The following is a 26,318-nucleotide window of genomic DNA, read 5'->3' as shown; positions in this document are numbered from 1 at the left end:
ATAGTGATACTAGTAATTTATTTAAAGAAATTGAAAAATAAGGTTAAATAATAATTAAGAATGACACAAGAATTAACGGCTCTCGCATCTATCTTTTTATATCTGTTTCTGATATTTTCGATTATTTATTTGCTTTTTCCTAAAATAAAGTACCGTAGTAAGGTTAATGAAAGCAAAATAAGTTTCTATTTGCTTACGATAGGAGGTTTATTTGTTTTGTTCGCGATCATAAGTCCCATCATCATCTTTAAATTTATTGATTTTAAAGAAGTGTCTTATGGAACAAGTGAAAATAAATCAATTTACAGTTTAACAGGTCCATTGGGTGATACACTTGGAGGTGTAATGAACCCCTTTATAGCCATTGCAGGTGTAATTATAACAGGGTTAGCTTTTTATGCCCAATATAGTGCGAACAAGTCTTTTTTAGAAGCAAATAAAGAGTTAAAGAAACAGTTTAAGCTTCAGCAATTTGAATCTCAATTTTATGAAATGCTAAAGCTTCATAAAGAGAATGTAAATGAAATGGTAATTGAGGGATATCAGTATGATGAAAAAATAAATGATGACGAAGCATGTATTATTTATCATGAAGTGAAACAACAAAAAGCAAAAGGAGAATATGATTCGTCAAAAAGAAATAATATAAAAGAAACTAAGTTAATAAGTGGACGAAAAATATTCAATCTTATGCTTAAGGAGTTTCATTTGACTTTTAATGTTGTAAGCCATTTTGTGTTAAAGAACCATTCATTAAGTAAACATCAAAAGAAGGTGTTGTATGAAAAAATATTGATGCTTTCCTATAAAATTTTCTTTTCTGGTAAGGACATTTATAATAAATTGATAAAAGACAGTAAATTGGATTATGACTTTACTAGAAAAAACGATGCAAAACTATACAATGAGATTTTAGCAGAGTTGGAAGTGCTTCGAACCTGTCATAAAAGAGGTATAAGGTATATTAAAGCTTACATTAACTCAGAGTCACTACATTTAGATTTTAGTTATAAGCCTTTTGGTGGTCATTTAATAAGGCTAGGACATTTCTATAGACATATGTATGCGATAGTTAATTTTGTTGTTAATGAAAATAGCCAAATACTTTCTTACGAAGACAAAAGAAAGTATTTGAAAATGTTTAGAGCACAATTATCTAATCATGAAGTAGCCCTTTTATATTATAATTGGCTAGCTGGGTATGGTGAAGCTTGGGAAGATAAAGAACCAGGCGATGAGAGACTTGCAAATAGGTTTTTCACAGATTACAGAATGATACATAATTTAGATCAAAATTTGGTGTTAAGAGAATTTGATCCATTTGAATTGTTTAAGGATAATAGTTATAGAAGCTTTCTATTTAAGGAGGGAAAAAGAGAGAGTGATGGTTTGTTTGAACTGTTTGATTTAGGAAGTAACTTAAGTGAAGAGGACAATAGAAAGCTCATTAATTGATAAATATGTTCAACTTTCCTTTTGATGTTACAATTTGGGGCACGGTATCTGACTGGGTTTTAACGATTGCTACAATTGTTACATTATATTTTATCTACAGAACTTTTCAGTCTCAACTGATCGTTCAAAAAAGCCAATTAGATTTAACACAAATCGAGATTGATAAATACGTTAAAGAAGATAGACCTATTTTCATTTTGAAGGAATATGCCTTTTATCACTTGGAAAGTAGAAATGAGGACCCAAATTTGATAATCCATTTAAAGAAAGTAGGGAACTTGCAGGCTTTAAATTTAAATGTGAGAGCAATGCCATTTTGTGATATAGAAATTCTTACGGAAGATGTAGACTGTATTAGTCAAGACGTTACTGTTATGTATTTCTTCCGCAAAAAACAGTCGAATTTTAAAGACCTAAAGTTTTTATCCATGATTTTTTTTAAAGACAGATATGATAATAACTATAGACAAGTTTTTACTTTAATTCAAGAAGATGATCAAATTAAAGGTTATCTATCTTCTCTATCCATTAATGATAAAGTTTCGCATATTTTTAATGAAAATTCCTAGGTGATTAGAGATCCTTCGCTCCCGAAGAGTCGGGACAGTAACGCACTGGATGACGTTTGCAGTTGGCAGTTCTCAGTTATGAGTTACCAGTTGACAGTTTCAGTTAGGGAAGGCAGTTCTACAATTAAGCGATTAAACAAATCATGGATTAAACCATGAAAAGACACCCCGCCCGTTGGGCACCCCTCTAAAAGAGGGGAATTTGGGACTACGCATCTAAATACTGAATACTAATTCCTAACTCCTAATCACTAGCCACTAACTTACCTTTTTTTGGTCATGATTTCTTTTAGTTCTGCTTCTAGTTTCTGCAAGGCTTCTATCAATTCAATTAGGCTTTGTACTTCATAATGGTCGCTGTTTAGCCATTTGAAGCTGCCTTGTGGGGTATAGTTTAGGGAGGTTCGCATGTACACTGGGATTTGATAGCTGTTGAGGCTTAGGGCGCAGGCGTAGTGGTAGAAGGTGTTGGAGAGTTCTTCGAGAAAACGTTGATAGGCTAGTGAGGTTTGTAGGTAGCTTTTTCCGCGTAGGTAAGTGATAAAGGTAGGGGCGTATCTTTTTGCTTCGTCGTTGAGGTTTAAATTCATTATTTGTTCATGATCTAGGTTGTAGCGTAGTAGGAATGGGTGGATGTAGTTGATGAGCAACGTGGCGGAATTGTAACCGTTTCTTACGATGGGATCGTCTATATCTTGATAGAACTCGACGTCGTTGATGGGGTTTTCTTCTGGGTCTTTAAATTCATGGGCTAGGGCCTTCAGTGATTTTTTAAAGGTAAGGGCGTAGCAGAAATTGAGTATGTGGGTATAGGCATAGGTGATGATTGTGGTCATTCCATGGATACATGGGGTTAACTCGAATGGATCGGTTGGTTTGGTTGTTTTCATAGTTGGCAGTTTTCAGTTTACAGTTTTCAGTTTACAGTTAGCAGTTGGCAGTTGACAGTTGGCAGTTGGCAGTTTTCAGTTGGCAGTTTACAGTTGGCGGTTGACAGTTATTAGTTGACAGTTATCAGTTGACAGTTAGGAGTAGGCAGCTTTACAATTAACCGATTAAACAAATCATCAGTTAACCAATAAAACAAATCATCGGTTAAACCTTGAAAAAACACCCCGCCCGTTGGGCACCCCTCTAAAAGAGGGGAATTTTAGGACTAGGCATCTAAATACTAATTCCTAATATCTAACTACTAATCACTAACAGCTAGCCACTAACTTACCTTTTTCTGGTCATGATCTTTTTTAGCTTTGCTTCTTCTTCTTGTAGGGCCTCAATCAATTCAACTAGGCTTTGTACTTCGTAAAGCTCGACATTAAGCCATTTAAAGCTACCTTGCGGGCTGTAATCGATCGCTGTTCTCATGTGCTTAGGAATTTGATAACTCTGCATTGTTAGTGCACAGGCGTAGTAATAAAAACTTTTGGATAGTCCTTCGAGGAACCGCTGATAAATCAAAGCGGTTTGCGGATAACTTTTTCTGAGCGCATAAGAACCATAGGTGGCGTACCTGTTTGCTTGCCCAATCTCTAGGTCTTCTTTAAAGATTTCTGCTTCATCGAGGCCATTACGCAGTAGGAAGGGATACAGATAATCGGTCAGCAAAGTGCCAGCATCGTGACCGTTTCTTACGATAGGGTCATCGATGTCTTTATAGAACTCAATTTCGATTATTGGGGTTAAAAGTGGATCGTAAAACTCGCGGTCCATCAGCTTGAGCGATTTTTTAAAGGTAAGGTAATAGCATAAATCTAAGATATAATAATGGGCTTCGGTGATGAATACACCCATTCCAACAAGACACGGGCGTAACTCGAAGGGATCGGTAGATTTGAATTTTTTCATAGTAAATTAGGATAGTGTTGGTATAAATATAGAAAATGTGAGGATAAAGTGCAAAGTTGACAGTTTACAGTTTACAGTTTTTAGTTTACAGTTTTTAGTTTACAGTTGGCAGTTATCAGTTGGTAGTTTTCAGTTTTCAGTTTTCAGTTGGTAGTTTTCAGTTTACAGTTGGCAGTTTTCAGTTGGTGGCTTTACAATTAACCGATTAAACAAATCATCGGTTAACCAATAAAGCAAATCATCGATTAAACCATGAAAAAACACCCCGCCCGTTGGGCACCCCTCTAAAAGAGGGGAATTTGGGGACTACGCATCTAAATACTAACTACTAATATCTAATTACTAACTCCTAATTACTAATTACTAATTACTAACTACTAATTACTAACTCCTAGCCCCTAACCCCTAACTCCTAACTCCTAACTCCTAACCCCTAATCCCTATCTCCTAAACAAAACTTAACATTTCGATAATATCCACAGCATGTAGGGCCAATATCTTCGCAGCATTAAAAATTAGCATGATGAAAAGAGTATTTGCTTTGATAATAGGTTTGGGCATGGGCGCTATGGTGGCGCAGGCGCAGCAGAACCACGTGATATTGATTAGTGTGGATGGTTTGAGACCTGAGTTTTATATGGATGCGCAATGGGGCATGGTGAATGTGCGTCAGGGGATGAAGGTTGGTGCTTATGCGGAAGGGGTGCGTGGCAGTTTTCCTACGGTGACTTATCCTTCGCATACTACGATTGTGAGCGGGGTGTTGCCTGCTAAGCATGGAATTTATTACAATACGCCTGTGGAGCCTTTGGGGATCTCGGGCAAGTGGTTTTGGTATTATAAGGACATTAAGGTGCCTACGTTGTGGACTGCTGCGAAGGATGCTGGTTTAACGACGGCTTGTGTGAGCTGGCCAGTAACGGTGGGTGCGCCTATTACATATAATTTGCCTGAGTATGTGGTGTTACCGCAAAATAAGGGCGAGAAGAAGGATGAGGTGAAGGCTATGTTGTTGGAGTCGAGCCCTAAGGAGTTGGTGCAGGAGGTGCAGGATTATGCGATTGGGAAATTTGGTGAGTTTGGGGCGACGTTGGATTATAACAGCAATGATCAAAACAAGGCCAGGATGGCGGCTTATATCATTAAGCGCTACAAGCCTAATTTCTTGGCACTGCATATTGCGGCAACGGATCATTTTGAGCATGAGCAAGGCAGGGATGGTGATAAGGTGAGGTCGGCCGTAGTGGGTGCTGATGTGGCGATTAAAAACTTGATTGATGCGGTAGAGGCTGCTGGTATTGCCAAGAACACCACGTTTATCATTACTGGGGATCATGGTTTTGTGGACATCCACACGCAGTTTAAACCGAATGTGTTATTGGCGCAATTGGGTTTGTATGATGATGGGAATAAAGAAGGCTGGAAGGCTTATTTTCAACAGAGTGGTGGTTCGGCCTTTTTGCATTTAAGGGATCCTAAGGATAAATCGACTTTGGCTAAGGTAGTGCAGGGCTTAGCGCAATTGCCTGAGGGTATGAAGCGCATGTTTAAGGTGTTAGACAAGGAGGCTTTGGTTAAGGCTCAGGGTGATCCGAATGCGGTATTGGCCTTAGCGGCTCATCAGGGTTTTAGTTTCGGGGCTTCGGCCAGTGGCGACTTTTTGGCTTCGGTAAGTGGGGGTACGCATGGTTATTTGCCTGATTTTAAAGAGATACAGACTGGTTTTGTGGCTTTTGGTAAAGGGATTAAACCTGGTGTGGTGTTGCCTTTAATGGGGCAGGAAGATATTGCACCGTTAATTGCCAAGTTGCTTCATCTTAATTTGGTTACTGATGGGGTGTTGTATCCTGGGATTATGGTTCCGGTGAAGAAGTAGTTAGTTGCTAGTGGTTAGTGGTTAGTATTTAGTAGTTAGATATTAGTATTTAGATGGGTAGTTGATTGGTTATTTGTTTAACTGGTTAGTTGGTTATTTGTTGCCTCCGCGGATTAGTAGTTGATTGGTTATTTGTTGTTCTGATATCGTCTTTTGGGATTTTTATATACAGATAAGGGGATTGGTAGTGCTTGATACACTTGTATTTGGTACTGCCAATTCCTTTTTTTAAGAAGTGCTCGTTCGATTTAATCAGAATAGAATGAGTTATCTCTATACAATTCTCTCTCCTTCTTAAGGAGTACTTGTTCCGATTCATCGGAAGAGTTAGAGGGAGGTTTCTTTATATATCACCCTCTCTGTCCTTTGGACATCTATTGATAAGTACGCTATTGTATTTTGGCATCAATGAGCTTGCTACGCTTCGGTTCTTCCTAAAAGGGCGAGAGTGTGCTTGGGAAGGGCCTGCATCATGCTGTCGTCATACCCAACTCGATTGGGTACCCTAAAGCGATAGAAAGGAAAGATTTGATAGCGATACGCTTTAAGATCCCCGCATACGCGAGGATGACGCTGTAGGAATAGCAGTTGCCAATTAGCAGTTATCAGTTATCAGTTATCAGTGGTCAGTTACCAGTTATGAGTTACCAGTTATGAGTTACGAGTTACCAGTTAACAATTTACATTAGCGCACCTGCTGTAACAACAATTAACCAATTAAACACATCAACAGTTAACCAAGCTACTAGAGATCCTTCGTTGCACTCTGGATGACAAAGGGCGCTCAGGATGACAGGAATGGCAGTTATCAGTTATGAGTTAACAATTTACATTAGCGCACCTGCTGTAACAACAATTAACCAATTAAACACATCAACAGTTAACCAAGCTACTAGAGATCCTTCGTTGCACTCTGGATGACAAAGGGCGCTCAAGATGACACGATTGGCCGTACTAGCTACTAACTACTAACCACTAGTTACTAACCACTACTCCGTTTGTGACGAATATCACTTTTTCTGATAACTACGCTCAACTCCTAGGGCTTAGGGGCTAGCTAGTTTTGTAGGTACATAATTAGAACGGATGAAAGCAATTGCCTATAATATTAAACCTGAGGAAAAAGAGTGCCTGGTATTGGCTAATCACAAGAAGCATGATATTACCATTATTGCCAACAGCTTAAGTGGCGAAACTTTGCCTTTTGCACAGGGCAAGGAGGTATTGATTGTGTTTAATGAGGATCCGCTAGATCAAGATTTGATCATGGGCCTAAGGGCATTGGGCATTAAATATATTGCTACCTCGTCTTTTGAAACAAAGCATATTGATTTAACTGCTGCTGGAAAGGCAGGTCTTAAAATTGCCAATGTGCCTTTTAAAGAGGGGGAGGAATTGGCCATGCCTCGCATGCAGCAGGTGATTAAGAATTTAGATAATTGGGCTGCTGGCAAATGTGTGGGCAAGGCTTGTTGTTGTCCAAATGATTGTGGTGCTTCACTTAAGGAAAAGGGGCATTGATGGAAACTACTGAACTTTTGCGCAAGTACAATATTGCTGCTCCCAGGTATACGAGTTATCCGACGGTACCTTATTGGGACAGCGAAAGTTTTGAAGGGCCAGCCTGGAAATCGAGGTTGTTGAGTGCTTATAGGGAGAATAGGGAGGAGGGGATTAGCCTTTATCTTCATTTGCCTTTTTGCGAGAGTTTGTGTACTTATTGTGGTTGTAATACGCGTATTACTAAAAACCACGGCGTGGAACTGCCTTATATTGAGGCTTTGCTTAGGGAGTGGGAAGTGTATGTGGGATTATTGGGCGAGCGTCCGAAAATTAAGGAAATACACTTGGGTGGTGGTACGCCTACGTTTTTTAGTGCGGCTAACCTGAAACAGTTGTTGGAAGGTATTGCAGGGGCATCGCAATTTGAGGCTACGGTGGCTTGTTCTTTTGAGGGACATCCTGATAATACCACGCTTGAGCATTTGCAGACTTTATACCGTCTTGGGTTTAAACGGGTAAGTTTTGGTATTCAGGATTTTGATCCTAAGGTACAGTTTATGATTAACCGCTACCAAACGCCTGCACAGGTACAGCATATTACCACGCTTGCCCGGGATTTGGGCTATCAGTCTATTAACTACGATTTAATTTACGGCTTGCCTGGTCAGCGGATGGAAGGGCTTGTGGAAACGATTAACGAGGTGATTGGGTTAAAGCCTGATCGGATTGCTTTTTATAGTTATGCGCATGTGCCTTGGATCAAAGCTGGACAACGCCATTTTACGGAGGCGGATCTTCCGCAGGGTGATGAGAAGTTTGCTTTGTACCAAAAGGGTCGGGAAATGTTGATGGCTGCTGGTTACGAGGAGATTGGTATGGATCATTTTGCTTTACGAACAGATAGCCTGTATGTGGCTTATCAGGAAAACAAGTTACACCGCAATTTTATGGGTTATACGGATCAGCATACGCAAATTTTGTTGGGGCTTGGGGTTTCATCGATTAGTGATTGCGGAACTGCTTTTGCGCAGAATGCTAAAACGGTAGAGGAGTACAAGCAGCATATTTTGGAGGGGGATTTGGCGGTGCAAAAGGGTCATTTATTGACTGGGGAGGATTTACGCATTAGGCAACATATTTTAAACTTGATGTGTCAGAGCAGTACTTGCTTTGACGGGGAAGTGCCTGTTGAGGTAATGGAGCGTTTGCAACCAATGATTGCGGATAGGTTGGTGGCGATTAGGAACAGAGAGGTGAAAATATTGCCTTTGGGGAGATCGTTTCTGCGGAACGTTTGTATGGCCTTTGATGATAGGCTATGGCAAAAGCAACCACAAACGCAATTGTTTAGTGCTGCGATTTAATATTAAAAATTAACCACATAGGCACATAGCATGCTTGAAAGAAATAAAGGGATCAACCTATGTGTTTATGTGGTTCAATAATAGATTTTCATCAAATTAACCACATAGGCACATAGCATGCTTGAAAGAAATAGAGGGGATCAACCTATGTGTCTATGTGGTTCAATAATAGATTTTTTTAAAGATTAACCACATAGACACATAGTTGATCAGCAATAAATTTTAGGTGTTAAAAGAATAATCAAAGATGAGCAATACAACCATTACCCACCAAAGTGCAGTTTGTTATCATTGTGGCGATCAGTTGCCTGCGGTGAAATTAAGCTACGATGAGAAGGATTTTTGCTGTATCGGTTGCCAGAGTGTTTATCAGATCTTATCTGAAAATAACATGTGCAATTACTATGCTTATAATGATACGCCTGGGCAACGGGTAAAGGAGGAGGGGCATTATGAGTATTTGGATGAGCCAAGCATTATCACCCAGTTGATCAATTACAAAGACAACGAGAATACCATTGTTACTTTCTATATTCCCGCCATTCATTGCAGTTCGTGCATTTGGCTGTTGGAGCATTTATATAAAATCAACCCTGCTATTTTCAGTTCACGTATTGACTTTTTAAAGAAGGAAGTCACCATTAGCTATAAGCACGAACAGGTTTCGTTGCGTAGGGTGGTTGAAATCCTTAACCAAATAGGTTATGAACCTTTGATTAGTTTGCAGGATGTGGTGAAGGAGAAAAGTAATTCGGTTAATAAGCAGTTGATTTGGAAGATTGCCATTGCGGGGTTTTGTATGGGCAATGTGATGTTGTTCAGCTTTCCTGAGTATTTCGGTTTATCGGCCTTGGAAAAGGAGTTTCAGTACTTGTTTGCTTGGTTAAATCTGGCTTTTTGTATTCCAGTAACCTTTTACTGTGCCAGAGATTATTTTACTTCGGCCATTGCGAGTTTAAAACAGAAATTTGTTAATCTGGATACGCCGCTGGCGCTCATCATCGCTGTACTTTTTATTCGTACGGCTATATCTACCATATTTAATACTGGGCCTGGTTTTGGAGATACGTTGACGGGATTGGTATTTCTGTTGTTGATGGGGAAATGGGTGAAACAACGCACCTATCATCACATTTCGTTTGATAGGGATTATCGCTCGTATTTTCCTATTGCGATTACTACCCTTAAAGATCACCGGGAGAAACCGGTAGCCATTAGCGAGATTGTCGTTGGGGATCGACTATTGATACGCAATGGCGAATTAGTGCCCGCCGATGCCATCTTGATGAAGGGAGATGCTTGGTTGGACATGAGTTTTGTAACTGGCGAAGCCGAGCCACAGCAGAAGGTTTTGGGTGAAATTGTGTATGCTGGGGGTAGACAGATGGGCGAAGCGATAGAGCTTGAAGTGGTTAAACCGGCTTCGCAAAGTTACTTAACAGGTTTGTGGAACAAGGAGTTTTACAAGAGTGATGTGAAGAAACAGAACTTTAACGATAGCATTGCCAAGTATTTCAGCATTGGGGTGTTTGTCATTGCTTTTGCCGCCACTGGCTATTGGCTGTGGCAAAATGATAGCACCAAAGCATGGTCGGCCTTTACCGCGGTGGTGATTGTGGCTTGTCCTTGTGTATTGGCTTTAAGTACGCCTTTTACGTTATCGGCCATTCTTTCGGTATTTGATAAAAAGGGTTTTTATGTAAAAAATACGGATGCGTTAGAGCAATTGGCTGCTATTGATACCATTGTTTTTGATAAAACAGGTACGCTGACCAGTACACATCAGTCGGAAATTAGGTTTGAAGGCAGTTTGTCGGCAGGAGAGAAATTGCTGGTGGCTTCGTTGCTGTATAATTCTTCGCATCCGCTGAGCAGACAGGTGCTTAAAGTACTTAACCCTAGTAAAATTTACGCCATCGCTAAATATAATGAGGTATTGGGTAAAGGCATTATGGGGGTGGTTAATGGTAGGATGATTTATGCAGGGAGCAAACGTGCTTTGCCTTTTGATGTGCCTGCTCATGATAATGGCGGGGTCCATATTGTGATTGACGAGGAGTATAAAGGTTGTTTTACGGTAGAACAGCAATGGCGAGAAGGGATTGCTGCCTTAATTAATGAACTGGATGATGACTTTGATTTAAAAGTACTATCGGGGGATACGAATAGGGATGAGCAATTGTTGAAATCGGTATTTAAACCGTCGACACCTTTGCTGTTTAACCAAAGTCCGCATGAGAAGTTAGCGGAGATTAAAGCGTTACAGGCTCGTGATAAGCAGGTGATGATGCTAGGGGATGGCTTAAATGATGCTGGTGCTTTGAAACAGGCTAATTTCGGCATCGCCATTACGGACAACATCAACAATTTTACCCCTGGTTGTGATGCGATTATGAAAGGGACTTCGATGGGTTTGTTGCCTAAGTTCATTCAGTTGAGCCGCGATGGACTGAAGACCATTAAAATCAGCTTTGCCATTGCTACTGCTTATAATTTGATTGGGGTGTATTATGCGGTACAGGGCACTTTGTATCCTTTGGTAGCAGCGGTATTAATGCCGATTAGCACGATTACCATTATTAGTTTTACGAGTTTGGCGACGAGGTATTTTGCGAGGAGGAATAGGTTGAGGTAGTGGTTAGTTGTTAGTGGTTAGTGGCTAGTGGTTAGTGGTTAGTGGAGTTACAGGTTGCGAGTTGCGAGTTATGGGTATGGTGATTAGTGAATGAGATAATTTGATGATAAGCTAATTGGATGGAGATTCCGAAAGGTTAGTGCTAATCCGTAATCAAGCGTTGTGAGTTGTGAGTTATGGGTTGCGGGATAAGCTTAAAATAGTGAGATGAGAAACAAAAGAATAATCAATTATTTAGAGATTCCTCGTCGTTGTACTTCCCTCGGAATGACAAGGACTATGAACGGATAATCAGTTAACCCAAAGACTAATCCCTAACCAAACGTTGCGAGTTGCAAGTTACGAGTTGCGGGAATGGTGATTAGTGAATGTGATAATTTGATGATCAGTTAATGGGATGGCGATCCCGAAAGGTTGGTGCTAATCCGTAACCAAGAGTTGCGAGTTGTAAGTTACGAGTTGCGGGAATGGTGATTAGTGAATGTGATAATTTGATGATAAGCTAGTGGGATGGAGATCCCGAAAGGTTGGTGCTAATTCGTAACCAAGCGTTGCGAGTTGTAAGTTATGAGTTGCGGGATAAGCTTAAAATAATGAGATATGAAACAAAAGAACAGCCAATGATCTAGAGATTCCTCGTCGTTGCACTTCCCTCGGAATGACAAGTGCTATTGACGGAATAACCAGTTAACCAACTAAACAGTTAAACGAATAACCAGTGCTTAAAGAAGATCCTTCGCTACCGAAGAGTCGGTACAGGCTCGCTCTGGATGGCAGGAGTCCACCCCAATGAACTAATGAACAAAAATAATAATCAACAGACTAACCACTAATCCCTAAAAACATGACCATCTTATATTTCTTAATTGGCTGTAGCGTACTGGTGGCTTTGATCTTTCTGGGCGCTTTCTTTTGGGCGCTAAAAAACGGTCAGCATGATGACGTGTATACACCGAGTGTACGCATCCTTTTTGATGATGAAGTGAAAGACGAAAAAAGTGATCAGGATCATATTTCCGACTAATGCTCATCATGAGCCGCGGGTAGTGGCTACAATACCTTTGCTTTAAACATTAACAAATCTATTTCTAATCATTATGCAGCTAGAAAAATTTACCTACGACAATAAGATCGTTCGAAATTTCGGTATCGCTACCATTGTATGGGGTGTTATTGGAATGCTGGTTGGACTGCTTGTTGCCATGCAACTGTTTAAGCCCGAAATGAACATGGGCAACCAGTACACTACTTTTGGTCGTATCAGACCTTTACACACCAACGCGGTGATTTTTGCTTTTGTGGGCAATGCCATTTTCATGGGGGTTTACTACTCGTTACAGCGTTTGCTGAAAGCCCGTATGTTTAGCAACCTGTTAAGCAATATTCACTTTTGGGGTTGGCAGCTCATCATTGTCTCGGCAGTCATTACTTTGCCTTTGGGGATTACTTCATCGCACGAGTATGCAGAGCTTGAGTGGCCTATTGATATTGCCATTACCTTAATTTGGGTGGTGTTTGGGATCAATATGTTTGGTACCATTATCAAACGTAGGGAGCGTCATTTGTACGTTGCCATTTGGTTTTACATCGCTACGTTTGTGACCATTGCGGTGTTGCACATTGTCAATTCTTTTCAGCTGCCTATTTCTTTCTTAAAAAGTTATTATGTTTTTGCTGGTGTACAGGATGCTTTGGTACAATGGTGGTATGGGCATAATGCGGTGGCTTTTTTCTTAACTACCCCTTATTTGGGGATGATGTATTACTTCTTACCTAAAATGGCCAATCGCCCTGTATATTCTTATAAATTGAGTATTCTGCACTTTTGGTCGTTAATTTTTATCTATATCTGGGCAGGGCCTCACCACTTGTTATACACTTCGCTACCAGGTTGGGCACAATCGCTGGGGGTGGCTTTTTCGGTGATGCTGATTGCACCAAGTTGGGGTGGTATGATTAACGGTTTGTTGACGTTGCGTGGGGCTTGGGATAAAGTTCGTGAAGATGTAACCCTAAAGTTCATGGTGGTAGCCTTAACTGCTTATGGTATGGCCACTTTTGAAGGTCCCATGTTATCCTTAAAGCAAATTAACGGGATTGCTCACTTTACCGACTGGATTGTAGCACACGTGCATGTTGGTGCTTTGGGCTGGAATGGTTTCTTAACCTTTGGGGTGCTATATTGGTTAATTCCACGTATTTATAAAACAGAACTGTACTCTAAAAAACTGGCATCGTTCCACTTCTGGATTGGTACTTTGGGGATCTTGTTTTATGCAATTCCAATGTATTGGGCTGGCTTTACACAAGGTTTAATGTGGAAAGAGTTTACTGCCGAGGGCTTGTTGAAATATGCCAACTTTTTAACCACTACTTTACAGATTATCCCAATGCACATTTTACGTTCTATTGGTGGTGCATTGTACTTATTGGGGGCTATTGTAATGACCTACAACTTGGCTAAAACCATGTTAAGAGGTAAGTTGGTGGCTAACGAAGCGGCAGAAGCGATGGCCTTGGAGAAAGTGGTGACTAACGAAGATCCTGCAGATAAAAAATGGCACCGTGTATTGGAACGTAAACCAATGAAATTTATGGTGCTTTCGATGATTGTGATTTTGATTGGCGGGATGGTAGAAATGATGCCAACGTTTACCATAGAGAGCAATGTACCAACCATTTCGAGCGTAAAACCTTACACCCCACTTGAACTGGAAGGTAGGGATCTTTATATCAGGGAAGGCTGTGTGAACTGTCACTCGCAAACCATCCGTCCGTTTAGATCGGAAACAGAACGTTATGGTGAATATAGTAAGGCTGGAGAGTTTGTTTACGACCATCCGTTTTTATGGGGCAGTAAGCGTACAGGACCTGATTTGCACCGTATTGGCGGAAAGTACTCTAATGCATGGCACTACAATCACATGTTGGATCCTACCTCCATGTCGCCTGGAAGTATCATGCCACCGTATCCGTGGTTAATTACCCAAAAATTGGATACTACCCAAACAGAGGCTAAAATAAGAGCGATGCAAACCTTGGGTGTGCCTTATCGGGAGAATTTTGACAAGGTAGCGCAGGCTAAACTTAAAGAGCAGGCCGATGTTATTGCCGCTGATTTGAAACAGAACAACATTGAGGTAAAAAGTGATCGTGAGATTGTGGCACTGATTGCTTACCTGCAACGTATGGGTACTGATATTAAAGCTAATAAAACGACTATTCCATCTAACCAGTAAAATTATGTTTAAGCAAATAAAAGATTTAGCAGGAGGTGAGTTTTACCTGATTGCATCGCTACTGATATTTATGGCTTTCTTCATCATGGTGGGTATCTACCTGATTAAAATGAACAAGACCCATATTATTGAAATGAGTAACCTACCTATTAACGAACCTCAACCTGATGAATATGAAGAAGTTTAGTTTATTGATGATGTTGTTGTTATCCGCCTTTAGTGTTTTTGCACAGGATGCTGCAGCGGCTGCGGAAGAAACCGCAGTAGTTATTCCAGAGCCTTCTTTAGGAGTAACTACCACCGAATTATTGATCATTACTTTGTTGGTTTTCTCTATTATCCTGCTGTTTGTTGCCATTACCTTGTACAATAGCTTTAAGGTGATTTATAAGGAGAAAATGAATCCTACACCTTACGTAAAACATGAACAAGAAGCTTTGGATTACGAGGAGTGGAAGAAACAAAAAGGGGACAAACCAAGCATTTGGACCAAGTTGTTGAGTTTAAAGCCGCTATCGGCAGAGAAGGACTTGGAAATTCCGCATGCTTATGATGGGATTAAGGAGCTGAATAATCCCGTGCCTACTTGGTTTAATGTGTTGTTTTATGGCACATTGATTTTTGCAGCGGGTTATTTATACTACTATCATATTGGGGAGTATGGCGAGAGACAGGATGATGAGTATCAAACGGAAATGACCAAAGCTAATTTGGCCAAACAGCAGTTCTTGGCTAAAAATGCTTCTTCGGTAGATGAGAATAGCGTAAAGGTAGATCCGTCGCAAATTGCAGTGGGTAAGGGTGTTTTTGATGCCAATTGTATTGCTTGTCATGGTCAGCATGGCGAGGGTTTGGTTGGTCCTAACCTTACAGATGAGTTTTGGCTACATGGTGGTGGGGTAAAGGATATTTTTAAAGTAGTGAAGTATGGGGTGCCTGAAAAGGGAATGGTAAGCTGGGAAAAGAACATGAGTTCGGCTAATATCAGCGCGGTAACTAATTATATTTTATCGTTGCAAGGTAGCAAGCCAGCTAATCCTAAAGCGCCTCAGGGAGAGAAGTACGATGCGGCTGCAGAGGAGGTGGTGGCGAATTAAGTTAGCTTGCTTGTCATTCTGAGGAACGAGGAATCTCTTGATTATGCACAACCACTTAGAGATTCTTCGCTGCGCTCAGAATGACAGATGGTATAGCTCAAAGATTTCTCTCCCGAAGGATCGGGACAGGCACGGTCGAAATGACGCGTTTGGGAAAGGTTAGTGCTAATTGGTAGTAAAGAATAGCGAGTAATGGCAAAACAACAAGACAAACCAAAAAAAAGCGGGGGCAGACAGTTTATTTACCCTAAAAAGCCTCAAGGTAGCTTATACCAAAAGAGGAAATGGCTGAGCTACGTATTGCTCCTGCTTTTGTTTTCGAGTCCATTCATTAAGCTCAACGGCGAGCAATTGGTACTGCTCAATTTCTTGGAACGGAAATTCGTGTTCTTTGGCTTGATATTCACCCCACAGGATTTTTATCTCTTTGCCTTAGCGATGTTGATTTTCATTCTGTTTATTGTTTGTTTTACGGTGGTTTTGGGCAGATTATGGTGTGGTTGGGCCTGTCCGCAAACTATCTTCATGGAGATGGTGTTCAGGCGTATTGAGTATTGGATTGAAGGTGATGCTAATCAGCAAAAGAAATTAGACGCGCAGGAGTGGAATGCCGAGAAGGTGTTTAAGAAGGGATTTAAGCACTTTTTGTTTTTGGCCATATCATTTCTTATTGCTAACGTGTTTTTGGCTTATATCATTGGATCTGATGCTTTGTATAAAATTATCACCGAGCCTATCAGTCAACATACGGTTGGTTTCATTTCAATCTGGATTTTCACGTTCATCTTTTACGGAGTATTTTCTTATGTAAGAGAAGTGGTTTGTACCGTAATTTGTCCTTACGGTAGGCTACAAGGGGTTTTGTTAGACAATAGGAGCTTAATTGTAGCTTATGATGAAACCAGAGGAGAGCCTCGCGGACACCTGCAAAAGCACCAAGACCAAAGCTTAAAAGGCGATTGTATTGATTGTGGCTTGTGTGTGCAGGTTTGCCCAACGGGAATTGACATTAGAAAAGGTACGCAGTTGGAATGTGTAAACTGTACCGCTTGTATTGATGCGTGTGATGAAGTGATGTTAAAAATCAACAAGCCTAAAAAGTTGATTGGTTTTTATAACCACGATTTTATCAAGAACAGAAATCCATTTAAGGTAGGAGCTAAAGCTTATGGGTATGCTGTGATCTTGGTGCTGGTGATCATTATCTTCTCTTCTTTAATTTATAAAAGGGAAGATGTACAGACGACCGTTTTAAGAGCCAGTGGTACTTTATACCAAAAAAGACCTGATGGAAGTATTGCCAATTTGTATAATGCTGAACTGATTAATAAAACGAATAAGGACATTAAGTTCGTGTTTAAATCGGCAGATGAACTGGACAGGATTGAATTTATACAAGCGGATACCATTTTACCAAAGGAAGGCAGTGCGCATTTGACGTTTTTCTTGATTAAACAACCGAAAAATATTGAGGCATTTAAGACTAAGGTTGGTTTTGAAGTAGAAACTAGAGGAAAGGTGATTAGCAATGCGAAGACAACGTTCTTTTCACAACCGTGATTCAGTTGACAGTTATCAGTTTACAGTTTACAGTTGGCAGTTTACAGTTGGCAGTTTTCAGTTGGCGGCTTTACAATTAACCGATTAAGCAAATCATCAATTAACCAATAAAACAAATCATCGATTAAACCATGAAAAAACACCCGCCCGTTGGGTACCTCTGAAATAGGGGAATTTAGGAAACTACTTATTTAAATACTAACTACTAATACCTAACCACTAATCACTAATAAAAATGAACTGGGGAACAAAAATAGTTTTAGGAATGGCGGCATTTATGCTGTTTATCATTAGTATGGTGGTGTATATGTTTAAAACCCACGGTAACGATGCTTTGGTAGAAGACGATTACTACGAAAAGGGCATTCATTACGATAAAGAATACGATGCCAAAAGCAATACCTTAAATGATGATGCAGCGCCTGTTATTAAAATAAGCAAAAGCCAAATCATTTTACAGTTGAAAGATGAAGCCGATTACCAATTGACTTTAATGAGACCTTCGGAAGCTAAAAAAGACATGAGCAGCAAAGGCAAAACCATAGGGGATGCGCATTTGATTATTATTGATGCTACGCATATGGATAAAGGTCTGTGGTCGTTAAAATTGGCATGGCGTTCTAATGGCAAAGATTATCTGTTTGTAAAAGAAATCACGATATGAGTTTAATGCCGCTTGCTTTCTTAATGGGGTTTTTAGGCAGTGTGCATTGCGCCGTGATGTGCGGACCAATTGTACTGGGGTTGCCTTTAAATGGTGAAAGCAACTGGCGAAACCTTTTGCAGGTGGTATTGTACCAATTAGGAAGGGTGACCACTTATACTTTTTTGGGTTTATTGGTTGGACTGCTTGGGAATACCTTCTCTGTTTTTGCAAAGCAAGAAACCTTGGGCTTTGTGATTGGGGTGGTGTTAATTGTGTTTACCCTATTACAGCTTACAGGAAGTTACACGGCTTCATTACAACGTTTACAAAGTCGTTTGGTAATGCCCATTAGCAAATTAATGGGTAAGATATTTAAACTGCCTTTTTGGGGCTTATTTGCGGGGATGCTAAACGGATTGATTCCTTGTGGAATGGTTTATTTGGCTTTAGCTACAGCACTTGGTTCAGCAAATTCAGGTTCTGGTGCTGGTTTTATGTTGCTTTTTGGCTTAGGCACCACGCCTTTAATGCTTATTATCTCTTTAGGTGGTGTTTATTTAAAGAAGTACTTTAGGTTCAATAGTCAAAAACTAATTCCATGGTTTGCTTTGTTTATGGGGGCTCTTTTTATTTTAAGGGCTTCTAATCTAAACATTCCTTTCTTGTCGCCACACACGCACAGTGCTTATGGTACGGTAGAGCGTTGTAATTAAAGTACTTTACTGATATCATTTGTAAAATCTATTTGACTTGTGTTAAATACCTATGTTTAGGTATTGGCCTTTTTTAAAATATTGTACATCTTTGCCGCAAACAACTAAGAACTAAACCATCACCATGTTTAAAAAAATCAACGCCTCGATTTTTCTGCTATTTATTGCGCTCTTTTTACTTTCTTCTTGCGACAAAGACAACTTCAACAAAAAACTTGGACAGTATGCCATTGGTTTAAAATACAAGGGCGATGCAACTTTAAACCTTCAATTTTTTATTGATGGTAAAGAAAGTGGCACAATTCAGGTGGTAAATACGGGTAGACCCAGCCCCGTTAATGATTGCAAGGACTTGAAAAAGCCTGAAAATTTAATTAATGTATTTGTAGTTAAGGAGGTTACGGTGGGTAAGCATCAGCTTGAGATAAAGACTGACTCAGGTATTTTATTGGAAACTTTGGAATTCAATATGTTTGATAAGGAATGTGTTTTTCAGGAGATTGATATTCCGCTACACAAAATGAAAAAGCCAGCTTTGTTGTTTTAAGCTGGCCTTTAAATATTTTGGATAATTAGGTTATATTCCCAATAGGGTTGAATGTTTATGCAATAAGGTTTGCAGCTCATTTGGGTATAAAGGCTTTTTCAGCAGCTTTAATACCAATGGATTTGCTTCCGCTTTCTTGATGTCGCCAAAATCGAGCGTAGAGGACAGGATGGCCAGTTTACAGTGATCCAAAAACTCCGTAGAGAAATTCTTGTAGATCTCTAGAAATTCGAAGCCATCCATTTCTGGCATTTGTATGTCCAGTAAAATGAAATCTGGCCATGCTTCAGGTTCGTTAAGGTTTTTATTAATATATTCAATTCCTTCCTCTCCAGATTGGCATAGGATAATCTCATCAAAAAAGCCAGACAACTTAATTATTTTATAATTGATTTTTAAGTCAATATCATTGTCGTCAATCAGCAACACTTTTCCGGTCTTATTTGGCATTTGGTATGGTTATTTTAAAGGTGGTACCATCTTCTATATTTGAGCTAACGTTAATTGTACCATTAATCTTATTTAATGCTTCTTTTACAATGAAAAGTCCTAAACCACTACCGTGGTGCATTTTGCTTTTAAAGAACTGCGTGAAGATTTTCTCCAAGTGTTCTTTAAGAATGCCCATTCCATTGTCGTTGATATTGATGTTTGCTTGATGATCGGTAACGTCAATCTCAATATTTACGGTTTTGTTCAGTTCATTACTTTTCTGATACTTTATGGCGTTGGAAATCAGATTGCTGAGTATCACTTCAATCCTAAACGCATCCCCTACAAATTTAACATTTTGATTAATACTTACGTTAAATCCAGTATCCTTGTCAGAATAGGTGTGTAGATCAATCAATTCACCAACCAATTGTTTGAAGTCAATTTCGCTATGGTCGGGAATATCTTTGGTGTTTTTATAGTATTGTAAGGTTTTTTGAATGTAGTAGTCTAGTTTGTTTGAGCAGGTTTCAATGAGGCTCCAATATTCTCCACTAGAATGATATAAATCTTCCATCTTCACCAAATTGATAATCCCAATTACAGATACCAATGGTGCTCTTAATTCGTGAGAAATACTGTAGATAAATCGGTTAAGTTCATCGTTTGTTTTCTCCAACTCGGTCATTTTGTTACGAAGGTCTATTTTAGCTTTATAGGCATCGTAGGCATTTTTGATAGAGTTGTGAAGTTCAAGGTCGTTCCATGGTTTGGTAATATACCTGTAAATATCACCATGGTTAATGGCATCAGCTAGGGCTTCAATATCTGTGTAGCCTGTTAAGAGAATGCGTATGGGATCTGGGTGCGTTTCTACAATACTTTTAAAGAATTCAACACCCGTAGTATTTGGCATTTTTTGATCGGCAATCACTACATGTACATCTACATTTTGTAGGATTAAGAGGCCTTCAGCTGCTGATAATGCGGTGTAAATTTCATATTGTCGCCTAAAACTTGCCCTAAATGCTTGAAGGTTGTTTTCCTCATCATCTATATATAAGACACGTACTGTAGGTATACTCATTTTGCCGTTTAGTTTATAGTGTATTTACCTGCAATGTAATAATAAATTCGGTTCCTTCACCCACTTTAGAAACAACTTCTATGTGTCCTTTGTGTTTTTCGATGATACTGAATACGATAGATAAACCTAGCCCTGTGCCCTCGCCAATGTCCTTTGTGGTGAAAAATGGTTCAAATATGCGATGTTTAACTTCCTCGGTCATTCCTGTGCCGCTATCTTTAATACTGATGTGCACTTTTTGATCTTCGTACCAACTTTTGATGGTCAGGAATTCTTCTTCTTGCTGAACATCTTTACTTTTGATGGCTTGCACGGCATTGGATACCAAGTTCATGAATACCTGATTGATTTTTCCTGGCATACATTCTACTTTAGGAAGATTGCCTAGGTCTTTAATAACAGTTAGGTTATCAGGAAGGGTGTTTCTGATCAATACTAGCGTAGATAAAAGCCCTTCGTTCAAGTCGATGGCCTTCATATCGGTTTCGTCAACACGGCTAAAATTGCGCAAGCTTCTGATGATTTCGGCCGTACGTTTTGCACCTTCACTAATTCCTGAAAGGAGGGAAGTAATTTCGTTATTGATGAAATCGAGGTCTATTTGCTTTTTATAGGCTTCAATGGCATCTATTTGAGGTTTAATTTCTTTTTCAACATCAATACCTTCATATTTTTTGATGATATCTTTAAGGTCATCAATATCTAGTTGTAATGGTTTTACGTTAGACGTGACAAAGTTGATTGGATTATTGATTTCATGTGCTATACCCGCTGTAAGTTGACCTAAAGCAGCCATCTTTTCTGCATCCACCAATTGAGATTGGGTAGATTTGAGGTTGTTCAACGTTTCGTTGAGTGCTTGGTTGGTATTCTCTATTTCTTCGGTACGCTCTTTTACCTTTTTCTCGAGCATTATGTTTTGCTCTTTGATCAAGTGTTGGTTTTCTAAAGACGCTCTTAAGGCCTGTGCCTGCGAAGTTTCATTTTCCTTTTTGAAATAGTTGATTTTATCTGCCAGTGCAAATGATAGCAACATGACTTCAATGGCTGATGATATTTGTAATAGGTAAGTGGTAAAAGTGTTATAAGGTAAAACTCCGTAATCTTTTAAGATAAACAGTACGGCACCGATTAATAAAATAGACCAGGCGATAAGGTAAAAACCTGCAGGTTTAAAATGCTTTTTAAAATAAACGTAGTATGATGACGATAAGGCGATGACCACACCTAAAACAGTAGTTAGCTGCATGGTAATGAAGCCTACGTAAGTATCGGCAACAAACAATACCAAAATGTTGGCAAGGGTTAGTAAAATGAATATTTTAATGAGTCGATGTATTCGAGGCGCAAATACCTTGGTGTTTAAAAAGGAGGTGGTAAATAAGCTGGCAAATACAAGTCCTATTAGTGAGTAAAGTACTACGGAATAGTGGTTAATTGGCGAACTCGCATGCCACATATATTTTAAGCCATAGCCTTGAATGGAAATTTGGGTTAACCAGGTAAAGAAGATATAGAAAACATAAAATATATAGCTTCTATCTCTCACAATGATAAATAGGAAGAGGTTATAAACGAACATGATTAACATTACCCCTGTATAAATACCAAAAATGATATCCTTTAGGGCATATTTATCATGTAGTTCACTTTCGTTAACAATAGAAATTTTGGTGATGAAAGCTTCGTGAGATTTTAGCTTAAGGTATAATGCTTCGCCTTTCTTAATAGTATCTGGTAAAAGATAAGCCATTCCTTGGGCACCTTTTTGGGTGCTGTCCTTAAAAAAATTGAATGATTTGGTTAACTGGGGCTTTTTGTTGGGTTTTTGATAATACATCTCGCCCGCTAAAAATCTCGCCTGTTCTATCAAAAGGATATTTCTATTGAATACCAAATCCTTTTCGGCATCGAGTTTTAACCAAAAAGTAGCATTTTCTACCCCGAAATTAAAGATGTCTGATTGTACTGGTGTAAATACCTTTTTATCAATTTCGTCAATATGCAGCTGATTGCTGGCATCTTTGTAATATTGTGTTTTAAAAGGTAGCGTATCAATTTCGGATGTGGCGTAGCTTTTGCTATTCCCAATAAATAGGATGGATATAATGATGAACAGCCTATAAAAAATACCCTTTTTCATGTTCTGGATAGGTCGAATGTTAAGGTTACGGCATCACCTTGTTTAGAAGTGATTTCTGTTTTGTAAACAATATCTCTCCTCATTTCAAAAGCAATCGTTCTTTGAGGTTCTAAGGTCAAAGGCAGCTCAATAATATCGTGATTAAATAATACCGTAGCGGTCATATCATCTTTGGGATAATAAAATTTGCCATTGTTGCCTAAATCAGTAACTACCCTAAAACCGCCTCTCACTACGTTTCTGTAGGTAGCGGGAGCAGCTAGTCCAAATAAAGTAGTAATACCTATAAACTTAGAGTAGGCCACGCAGGCTGTACTTAAATGTAGGCTTCCTATTCCTAAACCAGCAATTTCGAACGAATTCCATACCCCAGCTACTTCTCCAGTTCCTGCGTCGGTATAATCATCCACCATTTGGTAGATTTTCTTGTCCATGTAACCTACGGCTTCTTCGATGGGTAGGGGATTTTTTCTATTTGCTTTATGTATTCTACCACCGCCCAACGCTTTTCCAGTATCGGCATCGGTCACCAGCATTACGTAAACATCAGGATTGGAAACCCAATCTGCTTTTGCCGACGTAATTTGAGTAATCCCAAATATCTCCAATACCCGCCTATGTCCTTCCACAAACTGCATACAGGCTTCTCTATCATTGATAGCCCTAAATGCCGTGAAATGGATGTTTTTTATATCTGAGTTATGCTCTTCCAATGGAGAAAATTTTATTGTTCGACTTTCTGATGGTTCTTTCTGGAGATGCGCTTGCCTTAAAAATCCTAAACATAAACGCTGGGATTTGGTTTTTCGGCTCGTCAAAAATAATATTTAACTCGTGTTCTGCTTTAGTTAATTCAATTCTTTTTTCTTCTGCTAAAGTTAAGTTTTTCTCTATAGAATTTTTATAAAAAAAGATCAGAGGAACATTCACTGGGTGTATTTGGAAATCTAAGTTAGTGGCTCCCAGCCACATTCTTTCAGTTGCAATGCCGCAATCTATCCAAGAAGATACGTCATTATTAGGGATGGTGATTAGTCCAATAGCTGATGAAGTATTGAATTGCTGTGCCAAGAGACGTCCAAAGGCACTTCCACCTTTTATTTTTTCTAGAAAATCAATCATTCTACGATCACGCAGCATGCGGATACCTGATTGATCATTATTGCTCAAATCCAAGGTATGGATACCTATTCCATCTTCTCTTTCATTGGCTTCGGTTGGTGTCCAACGCATTTCGCGAGTGATAAAATCCTCATGAGCTTCAGGAATAAACATTCTGAGCAAATCAGCTTGTGTGGCTATTTTGGATAGGGCGTTTATTTTTGCAGGATCTTTAACAAAGGTAAGTTCAACACCATTGGTTTGTGTAACCAGAGTTTTGAGGTAATCCATGTCGGCCTCGCTAATTTCTTGTTTAGGCGGTGCTTTCCGATTGGTATGTCTAGCTTCTATTTGCTTTTGCAGTACTTTTTCTTGCTCGCTTGGGCCATTACCATCCGTAAAACTGAAAATAGCAAGGTGTTTAGGTGCCAAGTGTGGCGTGAGCTGCCAGTTTACTTTTAGGTTTTGAATGGCTGCTGTTAACAAAAGATTTTCGATGGCGGCGCCAATTGAAGTATAAGAAGAAATAAGCTGAGGGTCTAAATAAGCACCTGTAGCACTTTCCTCTAAAAATAGGTGCAGCTGTTTATTTTGGTAGTGAAATCTCCAAGGCTGATTGTTACCACCAGATGGTGCTTTTTTAGCGGCTTCTATTAATTGAAATAAGTTTTGTTCAGAGAGATCTTTACCTGTATTATCCCAATCATTAAGGTTGTTTTGTGCAATGAATGTTTCAATTTCGGTAAGGCTTAGTGCTTGCTTTTCTGGTATGCTTTCTACTTGATGATCTTCTTTTTGTGGATCAGCAATCATTTCATCTAGATCTAAAAAGAATCTTCCTGAGATCTTGAGGTTATTTAGTAAGATTTTCCTAGAGAGATCAGCACTTACGCCACCGCCAAAAGTAACTGCACTGGCCAATTGAGGCCAAGTAGAAATGGTGGCCATTAGTTCAACTGCAGAAGCCTTCATACGAGGGGAGAGGGTTTCTAATCCTGTAACTGCAGTAATATAAGGTATCCTTTCGTCGAATGTTTTGAGTGAACTGTATTTGTCCATGTCCAAATGATCCACCATACCGTGTAAAATAGGGCGCTGAGGGTCAAGATCGAAGCGTTCGATATCGATAGTTCCACGGTCACTACCCTCCATCAGCACAGGTATTTGTAGTTCACGGGCGATTTTCCTGCTGTTGATTTTAATGTCGAAACTATCACATTCATCTATCAGTAAATCTAGCTTACCACCTTCGGTAAGGAACTGGTGGATATTTTCGTCGGTAATACCTTCGTGGAAGCATACTATATTTAAGTAGGGATCTATTTCAGCAATCTCACGAGCAACAATCACTGTTTTCTTTAATTGTATATTATGTACACCCGTTCTGATCCTGTTAATGTTACTCAAGTCAAGCTCGTCAAAATCGGCGATCCTTAATTCACCAAAACCACGTTCCATGGCTAAGGTTAATGAAACAGATTGTCCAACTGATAAACCCATCACCCCAATTTTTTTGGTGGCAAGGGCTTGTTGTTCCTCTTCGGTGATTTTATGCTTATTTCTATTGGTCCTTACTACTGTAAATTCATCCTCATTTAAAAGATGGACTAGTTTGTTTGACCAAGGGTAGTAAAACCAAACGCCGTACTCATGTTCTGGAATGTCGGCAAAACGTTTTTCAACAGCAGCATCTACATTTGCGGGGTTTAAAGCTAAAAAAGGTTGCAAACATTTTACAAGTTCTTTCACTTGTAATTTAATGGTGTCGAATACCTGTAGGTTGGGTTGTTCTTGTATGATTTTATTAAACTGAACGAGGTCTTGTTGATTGCTCAAATTCAGTTTAGTAGGCTTGTAAATCTGATTGAATTTTTGGGTTTTCCCAATAAGCTCCGTTAACGATTGGGGTGCGGCTTTAGAATGCATTGTTAGGTCTGAGAAAAATAAAATATTGCGGAAGAAACATGTTTTTCAAGGCTAAAAGACTAAATTAGTTTTTTAGAATTACATTAAAAAAGTATTTTTAACTTTTTATTAGCAAAGAAATGACAGCGAATATCCTTTACGTTGATGATGAACCACATAATTTGAGCGCTTTTGCGGCAACCTTTCGTAGAATGTATAAAGTTTTTACGGCGGAGTCTGCAGAAGATGGTCGAAAGATCTTGGATACTGAAGATATACAAGTAATCATAACCGACCAAAGAATGCCAAAAACTACTGGGGTTGAGTTTTTAGCTTCGATTTTAGAGAAGTATCCAGAGCCCATTAGAATGATTTTAACGGGGTATACGGATATTGATGCTGTAATTGACGCAATCAATAAAGGTCAGGTTTATCGATATATCCAAAAACCTTGGATGGAGGAAGATTTGCGAATCAACATAGATAAGGCTATCGAAATTTATACGCTCAGAAAAGAGAATAGGGAATTGACCGAAAAGCTCTTGATTGCTAACCAACAGCTAGAATTTATCGCTCGTCAAAATCTATTGTCGTAAGGCTC

The 26,318-nt window shown here is 39.3% G+C and carries 22 protein-coding genes; 15 read left to right on the top strand and 7 right to left on the bottom strand.

Annotated features, from left to right (window positions below):
- Nucleotides 1-60 precede the first annotated feature (60 nt).
- Both DUT70_RS04365 and DUT70_RS04360 read left to right on the top strand, forming a co-directional pair.
- Nucleotides 61-1,455: a putative phage abortive infection protein gene (locus tag DUT70_RS04365; protein WP_113646053.1), complete on the top strand. Its 1,395-nt coding sequence runs from the start codon at nucleotides 61-63 to the stop codon at nucleotides 1,453-1,455.
- A 5-nt stretch (nucleotides 1,456-1,460) separates the two neighbouring features.
- Nucleotides 1,461-2,024 (top strand): hypothetical protein, encoded by a 564-nt coding sequence (locus tag DUT70_RS04360; RefSeq protein WP_113646052.1) that lies wholly within the window; start codon nucleotides 1,461-1,463, stop codon nucleotides 2,022-2,024.
- A gap of 263 nt (nucleotides 2,025-2,287) precedes the next feature.
- Here DUT70_RS04360 and DUT70_RS04355 read toward each other — a convergent pair whose 3' ends face one another.
- Nucleotides 2,288-2,914, bottom strand: a complete 627-nt coding sequence (locus DUT70_RS04355; RefSeq protein ID WP_128353289.1) for a hypothetical protein — start codon at nucleotides 2,912-2,914, stop codon at nucleotides 2,288-2,290.
- A 328-nt stretch (nucleotides 2,915-3,242) separates the two neighbouring features.
- Nucleotides 3,243-3,869, bottom strand: coding sequence for a hypothetical protein (locus DUT70_RS04350; protein WP_113646050.1), 627 nt, complete (start codon nucleotides 3,867-3,869; stop codon nucleotides 3,243-3,245).
- 523 nt (nucleotides 3,870-4,392) lie between these two features.
- Here DUT70_RS04350 and DUT70_RS04345 point away from each other — a divergent pair.
- The 12 genes from DUT70_RS04345 to DUT70_RS04290 all read left to right on the top strand — a co-directional run bounded on the left by DUT70_RS04345 (nucleotide 4,393) and on the right by DUT70_RS04290 (nucleotide 19,049).
- Nucleotides 4,393-5,745, top strand: a complete 1,353-nt coding sequence (locus tag DUT70_RS04345; protein WP_113646049.1) for an alkaline phosphatase family protein — start codon at nucleotides 4,393-4,395, stop codon at nucleotides 5,743-5,745.
- A 1,086-nt stretch (nucleotides 5,746-6,831) separates the two neighbouring features.
- Nucleotides 6,832-7,266: a Rossmann-fold NAD(P)-binding domain-containing protein gene (locus DUT70_RS04340; RefSeq protein ID WP_113646048.1), complete on the top strand. Its 435-nt coding sequence runs from the start codon at nucleotides 6,832-6,834 to the stop codon at nucleotides 7,264-7,266.
- Nucleotides 7,266-8,612 (top strand): oxygen-independent coproporphyrinogen III oxidase, encoded by a 1,347-nt coding sequence (hemN, locus tag DUT70_RS04335; RefSeq protein WP_113646047.1) that lies wholly within the window; start codon nucleotides 7,266-7,268, stop codon nucleotides 8,610-8,612. Before DUT70_RS04340 ends, hemN begins: the two co-directional genes overlap by 1 nt.
- Nucleotides 8,613-8,859: 247 nt before the next feature.
- On the top strand, nucleotides 8,860-11,247 hold the full coding sequence (locus tag DUT70_RS04330) for a heavy metal translocating P-type ATPase (protein ID WP_113646046.1): 2,388 nt from the start codon (nucleotides 8,860-8,862) through the stop codon (nucleotides 11,245-11,247).
- 844 nt (nucleotides 11,248-12,091) lie between these two features.
- The gene (gene ccoS, locus DUT70_RS04325) at nucleotides 12,092-12,271 is read left to right on the top strand and encodes a cbb3-type cytochrome oxidase assembly protein CcoS (protein WP_113646045.1); all 180 of its coding nucleotides are present in this window, start codon (nucleotides 12,092-12,094) and stop codon (nucleotides 12,269-12,271) included.
- 73 nt (nucleotides 12,272-12,344) lie between these two features.
- Nucleotides 12,345-14,486 carry a cytochrome-c oxidase, cbb3-type subunit I gene (gene ccoN, locus DUT70_RS04320; protein WP_113646044.1) on the top strand — a complete coding sequence of 714 codons (2,142 nt, stop codon included), beginning with the start codon at nucleotides 12,345-12,347 and terminating at the stop codon, nucleotides 14,484-14,486.
- Nucleotides 14,487-14,490: 4 nt separating this feature from the next.
- The gene (locus DUT70_RS04315; RefSeq protein WP_113646043.1) at nucleotides 14,491-14,673 is read left to right on the top strand and encodes a hypothetical protein; all 183 of its coding nucleotides are present in this window, start codon (nucleotides 14,491-14,493) and stop codon (nucleotides 14,671-14,673) included.
- A complete protein-coding gene (locus tag DUT70_RS04310; RefSeq protein ID WP_240432019.1) occupies nucleotides 14,660-15,583 on the top strand; it encodes a cbb3-type cytochrome c oxidase N-terminal domain-containing protein in 924 nt (307 codons plus the stop codon). Before DUT70_RS04315 ends, DUT70_RS04310 begins: the two co-directional genes overlap by 14 nt.
- A 192-nt stretch (nucleotides 15,584-15,775) precedes the next feature.
- Nucleotides 15,776-17,143, top strand: coding sequence for a cytochrome c oxidase accessory protein CcoG (gene ccoG / locus DUT70_RS04305; protein WP_113646042.1), 1,368 nt, complete (start codon nucleotides 15,776-15,778; stop codon nucleotides 17,141-17,143).
- Between the two features lie 235 nt (nucleotides 17,144-17,378).
- A complete protein-coding gene (locus DUT70_RS04300; protein ID WP_113646041.1) occupies nucleotides 17,379-17,807 on the top strand; it encodes a FixH family protein in 429 nt (142 codons plus the stop codon).
- Entirely contained in the window at nucleotides 17,804-18,502 is a 699-nt protein-coding gene (locus tag DUT70_RS04295) for a sulfite exporter TauE/SafE family protein (protein WP_113646040.1), read from the top strand. Before DUT70_RS04300 ends, DUT70_RS04295 begins: the two co-directional genes overlap by 4 nt.
- A 124-nt stretch (nucleotides 18,503-18,626) precedes the next feature.
- Nucleotides 18,627-19,049 (top strand): hypothetical protein, encoded by a 423-nt coding sequence (locus DUT70_RS04290; protein WP_113646039.1) that lies wholly within the window; start codon nucleotides 18,627-18,629, stop codon nucleotides 19,047-19,049.
- 30 nt (nucleotides 19,050-19,079) lie between these two features.
- Here DUT70_RS04290 and DUT70_RS04285 read toward each other — a convergent pair whose 3' ends face one another.
- From DUT70_RS04285 to DUT70_RS04265, 5 genes are read right to left on the bottom strand one after another with little or no spacing between them, the layout of a single operon-like run.
- Nucleotides 19,080-19,499, bottom strand: coding sequence for a response regulator (locus DUT70_RS04285; RefSeq protein ID WP_113646038.1), 420 nt, complete (start codon nucleotides 19,497-19,499; stop codon nucleotides 19,080-19,082).
- Entirely contained in the window at nucleotides 19,489-20,568 is a 1,080-nt protein-coding gene (locus tag DUT70_RS04280) for a hybrid sensor histidine kinase/response regulator (protein ID WP_113646037.1), read from the bottom strand. Before DUT70_RS04280 ends, DUT70_RS04285 begins: the two co-directional genes overlap by 11 nt.
- A 13-nt stretch (nucleotides 20,569-20,581) precedes the next feature.
- Nucleotides 20,582-22,711, bottom strand: coding sequence for a 7TM diverse intracellular signaling domain-containing protein (locus DUT70_RS04275; RefSeq protein WP_113646036.1), 2,130 nt, complete (start codon nucleotides 22,709-22,711; stop codon nucleotides 20,582-20,584).
- Nucleotides 22,708-23,424, bottom strand: coding sequence for a hypothetical protein (locus DUT70_RS04270; RefSeq protein WP_113646035.1), 717 nt, complete (start codon nucleotides 23,422-23,424; stop codon nucleotides 22,708-22,710). The genes DUT70_RS04275 and DUT70_RS04270 overlap by 4 nt, the downstream gene beginning before the upstream one ends.
- Entirely contained in the window at nucleotides 23,411-25,738 is a 2,328-nt protein-coding gene (locus DUT70_RS04265) for an Rv1355c family protein (protein ID WP_113646034.1), read from the bottom strand. Before DUT70_RS04265 ends, DUT70_RS04270 begins: the two co-directional genes overlap by 14 nt.
- Before the next feature lie 119 nt (nucleotides 25,739-25,857).
- On the opposite strand from DUT70_RS04265, the gene DUT70_RS04260 reads away from it, so the two are divergent.
- Nucleotides 25,858-26,313, top strand: coding sequence for a response regulator (locus tag DUT70_RS04260; protein ID WP_113646033.1), 456 nt, complete (start codon nucleotides 25,858-25,860; stop codon nucleotides 26,311-26,313).
- The last annotated feature ends 5 nt before the right edge of the window (nucleotides 26,314-26,318 follow it).

Source organism: Pedobacter chitinilyticus (assembly GCF_003313385.1).
Classification (GTDB): Bacteria; Bacteroidota; Bacteroidia; order Sphingobacteriales; family Sphingobacteriaceae; genus Pedobacter; species Pedobacter chitinilyticus.
This window is presented reverse-complemented; position numbering and strand designations above follow the sequence as displayed.

Bases quoted from the DNA above. Each gene is read 5' to 3' on its own strand.
- DUT70_RS04275 (WP_113646036.1), bottom strand. From the start codon at position 22,711: ATGAAAAAGGGTATTTTTTATAGGCTGTTCATCATTATATCCATCCTA.
- DUT70_RS04295 (WP_113646040.1), top strand. From the start codon at position 17,804: ATGAGTTTAATGCCGCTTGCTTTCTTAATGGGGTTTTTAGGCAGTGTG.
- DUT70_RS04300 (WP_113646041.1), top strand. From the start codon at position 17,379: ATGAACTGGGGAACAAAAATAGTTTTAGGAATGGCGGCATTTATGCTG.
- DUT70_RS04365 (WP_113646053.1), top strand. From the start codon at position 61: ATGACACAAGAATTAACGGCTCTCGCATCTATCTTTTTATATCTGTTT.
- DUT70_RS04265 (WP_113646034.1), bottom strand. From the start codon at position 25,738: ATGCATTCTAAAGCCGCACCCCAATCGTTAACGGAGCTTATTGGGAAA.
- DUT70_RS04310 (WP_240432019.1), top strand. From the start codon at position 14,660: ATGAAGAAGTTTAGTTTATTGATGATGTTGTTGTTATCCGCCTTTAGT.
- DUT70_RS04290 (WP_113646039.1), top strand. From the start codon at position 18,627: ATGTTTAAAAAAATCAACGCCTCGATTTTTCTGCTATTTATTGCGCTC.
- DUT70_RS04355 (WP_128353289.1), bottom strand. From the start codon at position 2,914: ATGAAAACAACCAAACCAACCGATCCATTCGAGTTAACCCCATGTATC.
- DUT70_RS04280 (WP_113646037.1), bottom strand. From the start codon at position 20,568: ATGAGTATACCTACAGTACGTGTCTTATATATAGATGATGAGGAAAAC.
- DUT70_RS04330 (WP_113646046.1), top strand. From the start codon at position 8,860: ATGAGCAATACAACCATTACCCACCAAAGTGCAGTTTGTTATCATTGT.
- ccoG (WP_113646042.1), top strand. From the start codon at position 15,776: ATGGCAAAACAACAAGACAAACCAAAAAAAAGCGGGGGCAGACAGTTT.
- ccoN (WP_113646044.1), top strand. From the start codon at position 12,345: ATGCAGCTAGAAAAATTTACCTACGACAATAAGATCGTTCGAAATTTC.
- DUT70_RS04260 (WP_113646033.1), top strand. From the start codon at position 25,858: ATGACAGCGAATATCCTTTACGTTGATGATGAACCACATAATTTGAGC.
- hemN (WP_113646047.1), top strand. From the start codon at position 7,266: ATGGAAACTACTGAACTTTTGCGCAAGTACAATATTGCTGCTCCCAGG.
- DUT70_RS04340 (WP_113646048.1), top strand. From the start codon at position 6,832: ATGAAAGCAATTGCCTATAATATTAAACCTGAGGAAAAAGAGTGCCTG.
- DUT70_RS04285 (WP_113646038.1), bottom strand. From the start codon at position 19,499: ATGCCAAATAAGACCGGAAAAGTGTTGCTGATTGACGACAATGATATT.
- DUT70_RS04345 (WP_113646049.1), top strand. From the start codon at position 4,393: ATGAAAAGAGTATTTGCTTTGATAATAGGTTTGGGCATGGGCGCTATG.
- DUT70_RS04360 (WP_113646052.1), top strand. From the start codon at position 1,461: ATGTTCAACTTTCCTTTTGATGTTACAATTTGGGGCACGGTATCTGAC.
- DUT70_RS04350 (WP_113646050.1), bottom strand. From the start codon at position 3,869: ATGAAAAAATTCAAATCTACCGATCCCTTCGAGTTACGCCCGTGTCTT.
- ccoS (WP_113646045.1), top strand. From the start codon at position 12,092: ATGACCATCTTATATTTCTTAATTGGCTGTAGCGTACTGGTGGCTTTG.
- DUT70_RS04315 (WP_113646043.1), top strand. From the start codon at position 14,491: ATGTTTAAGCAAATAAAAGATTTAGCAGGAGGTGAGTTTTACCTGATT.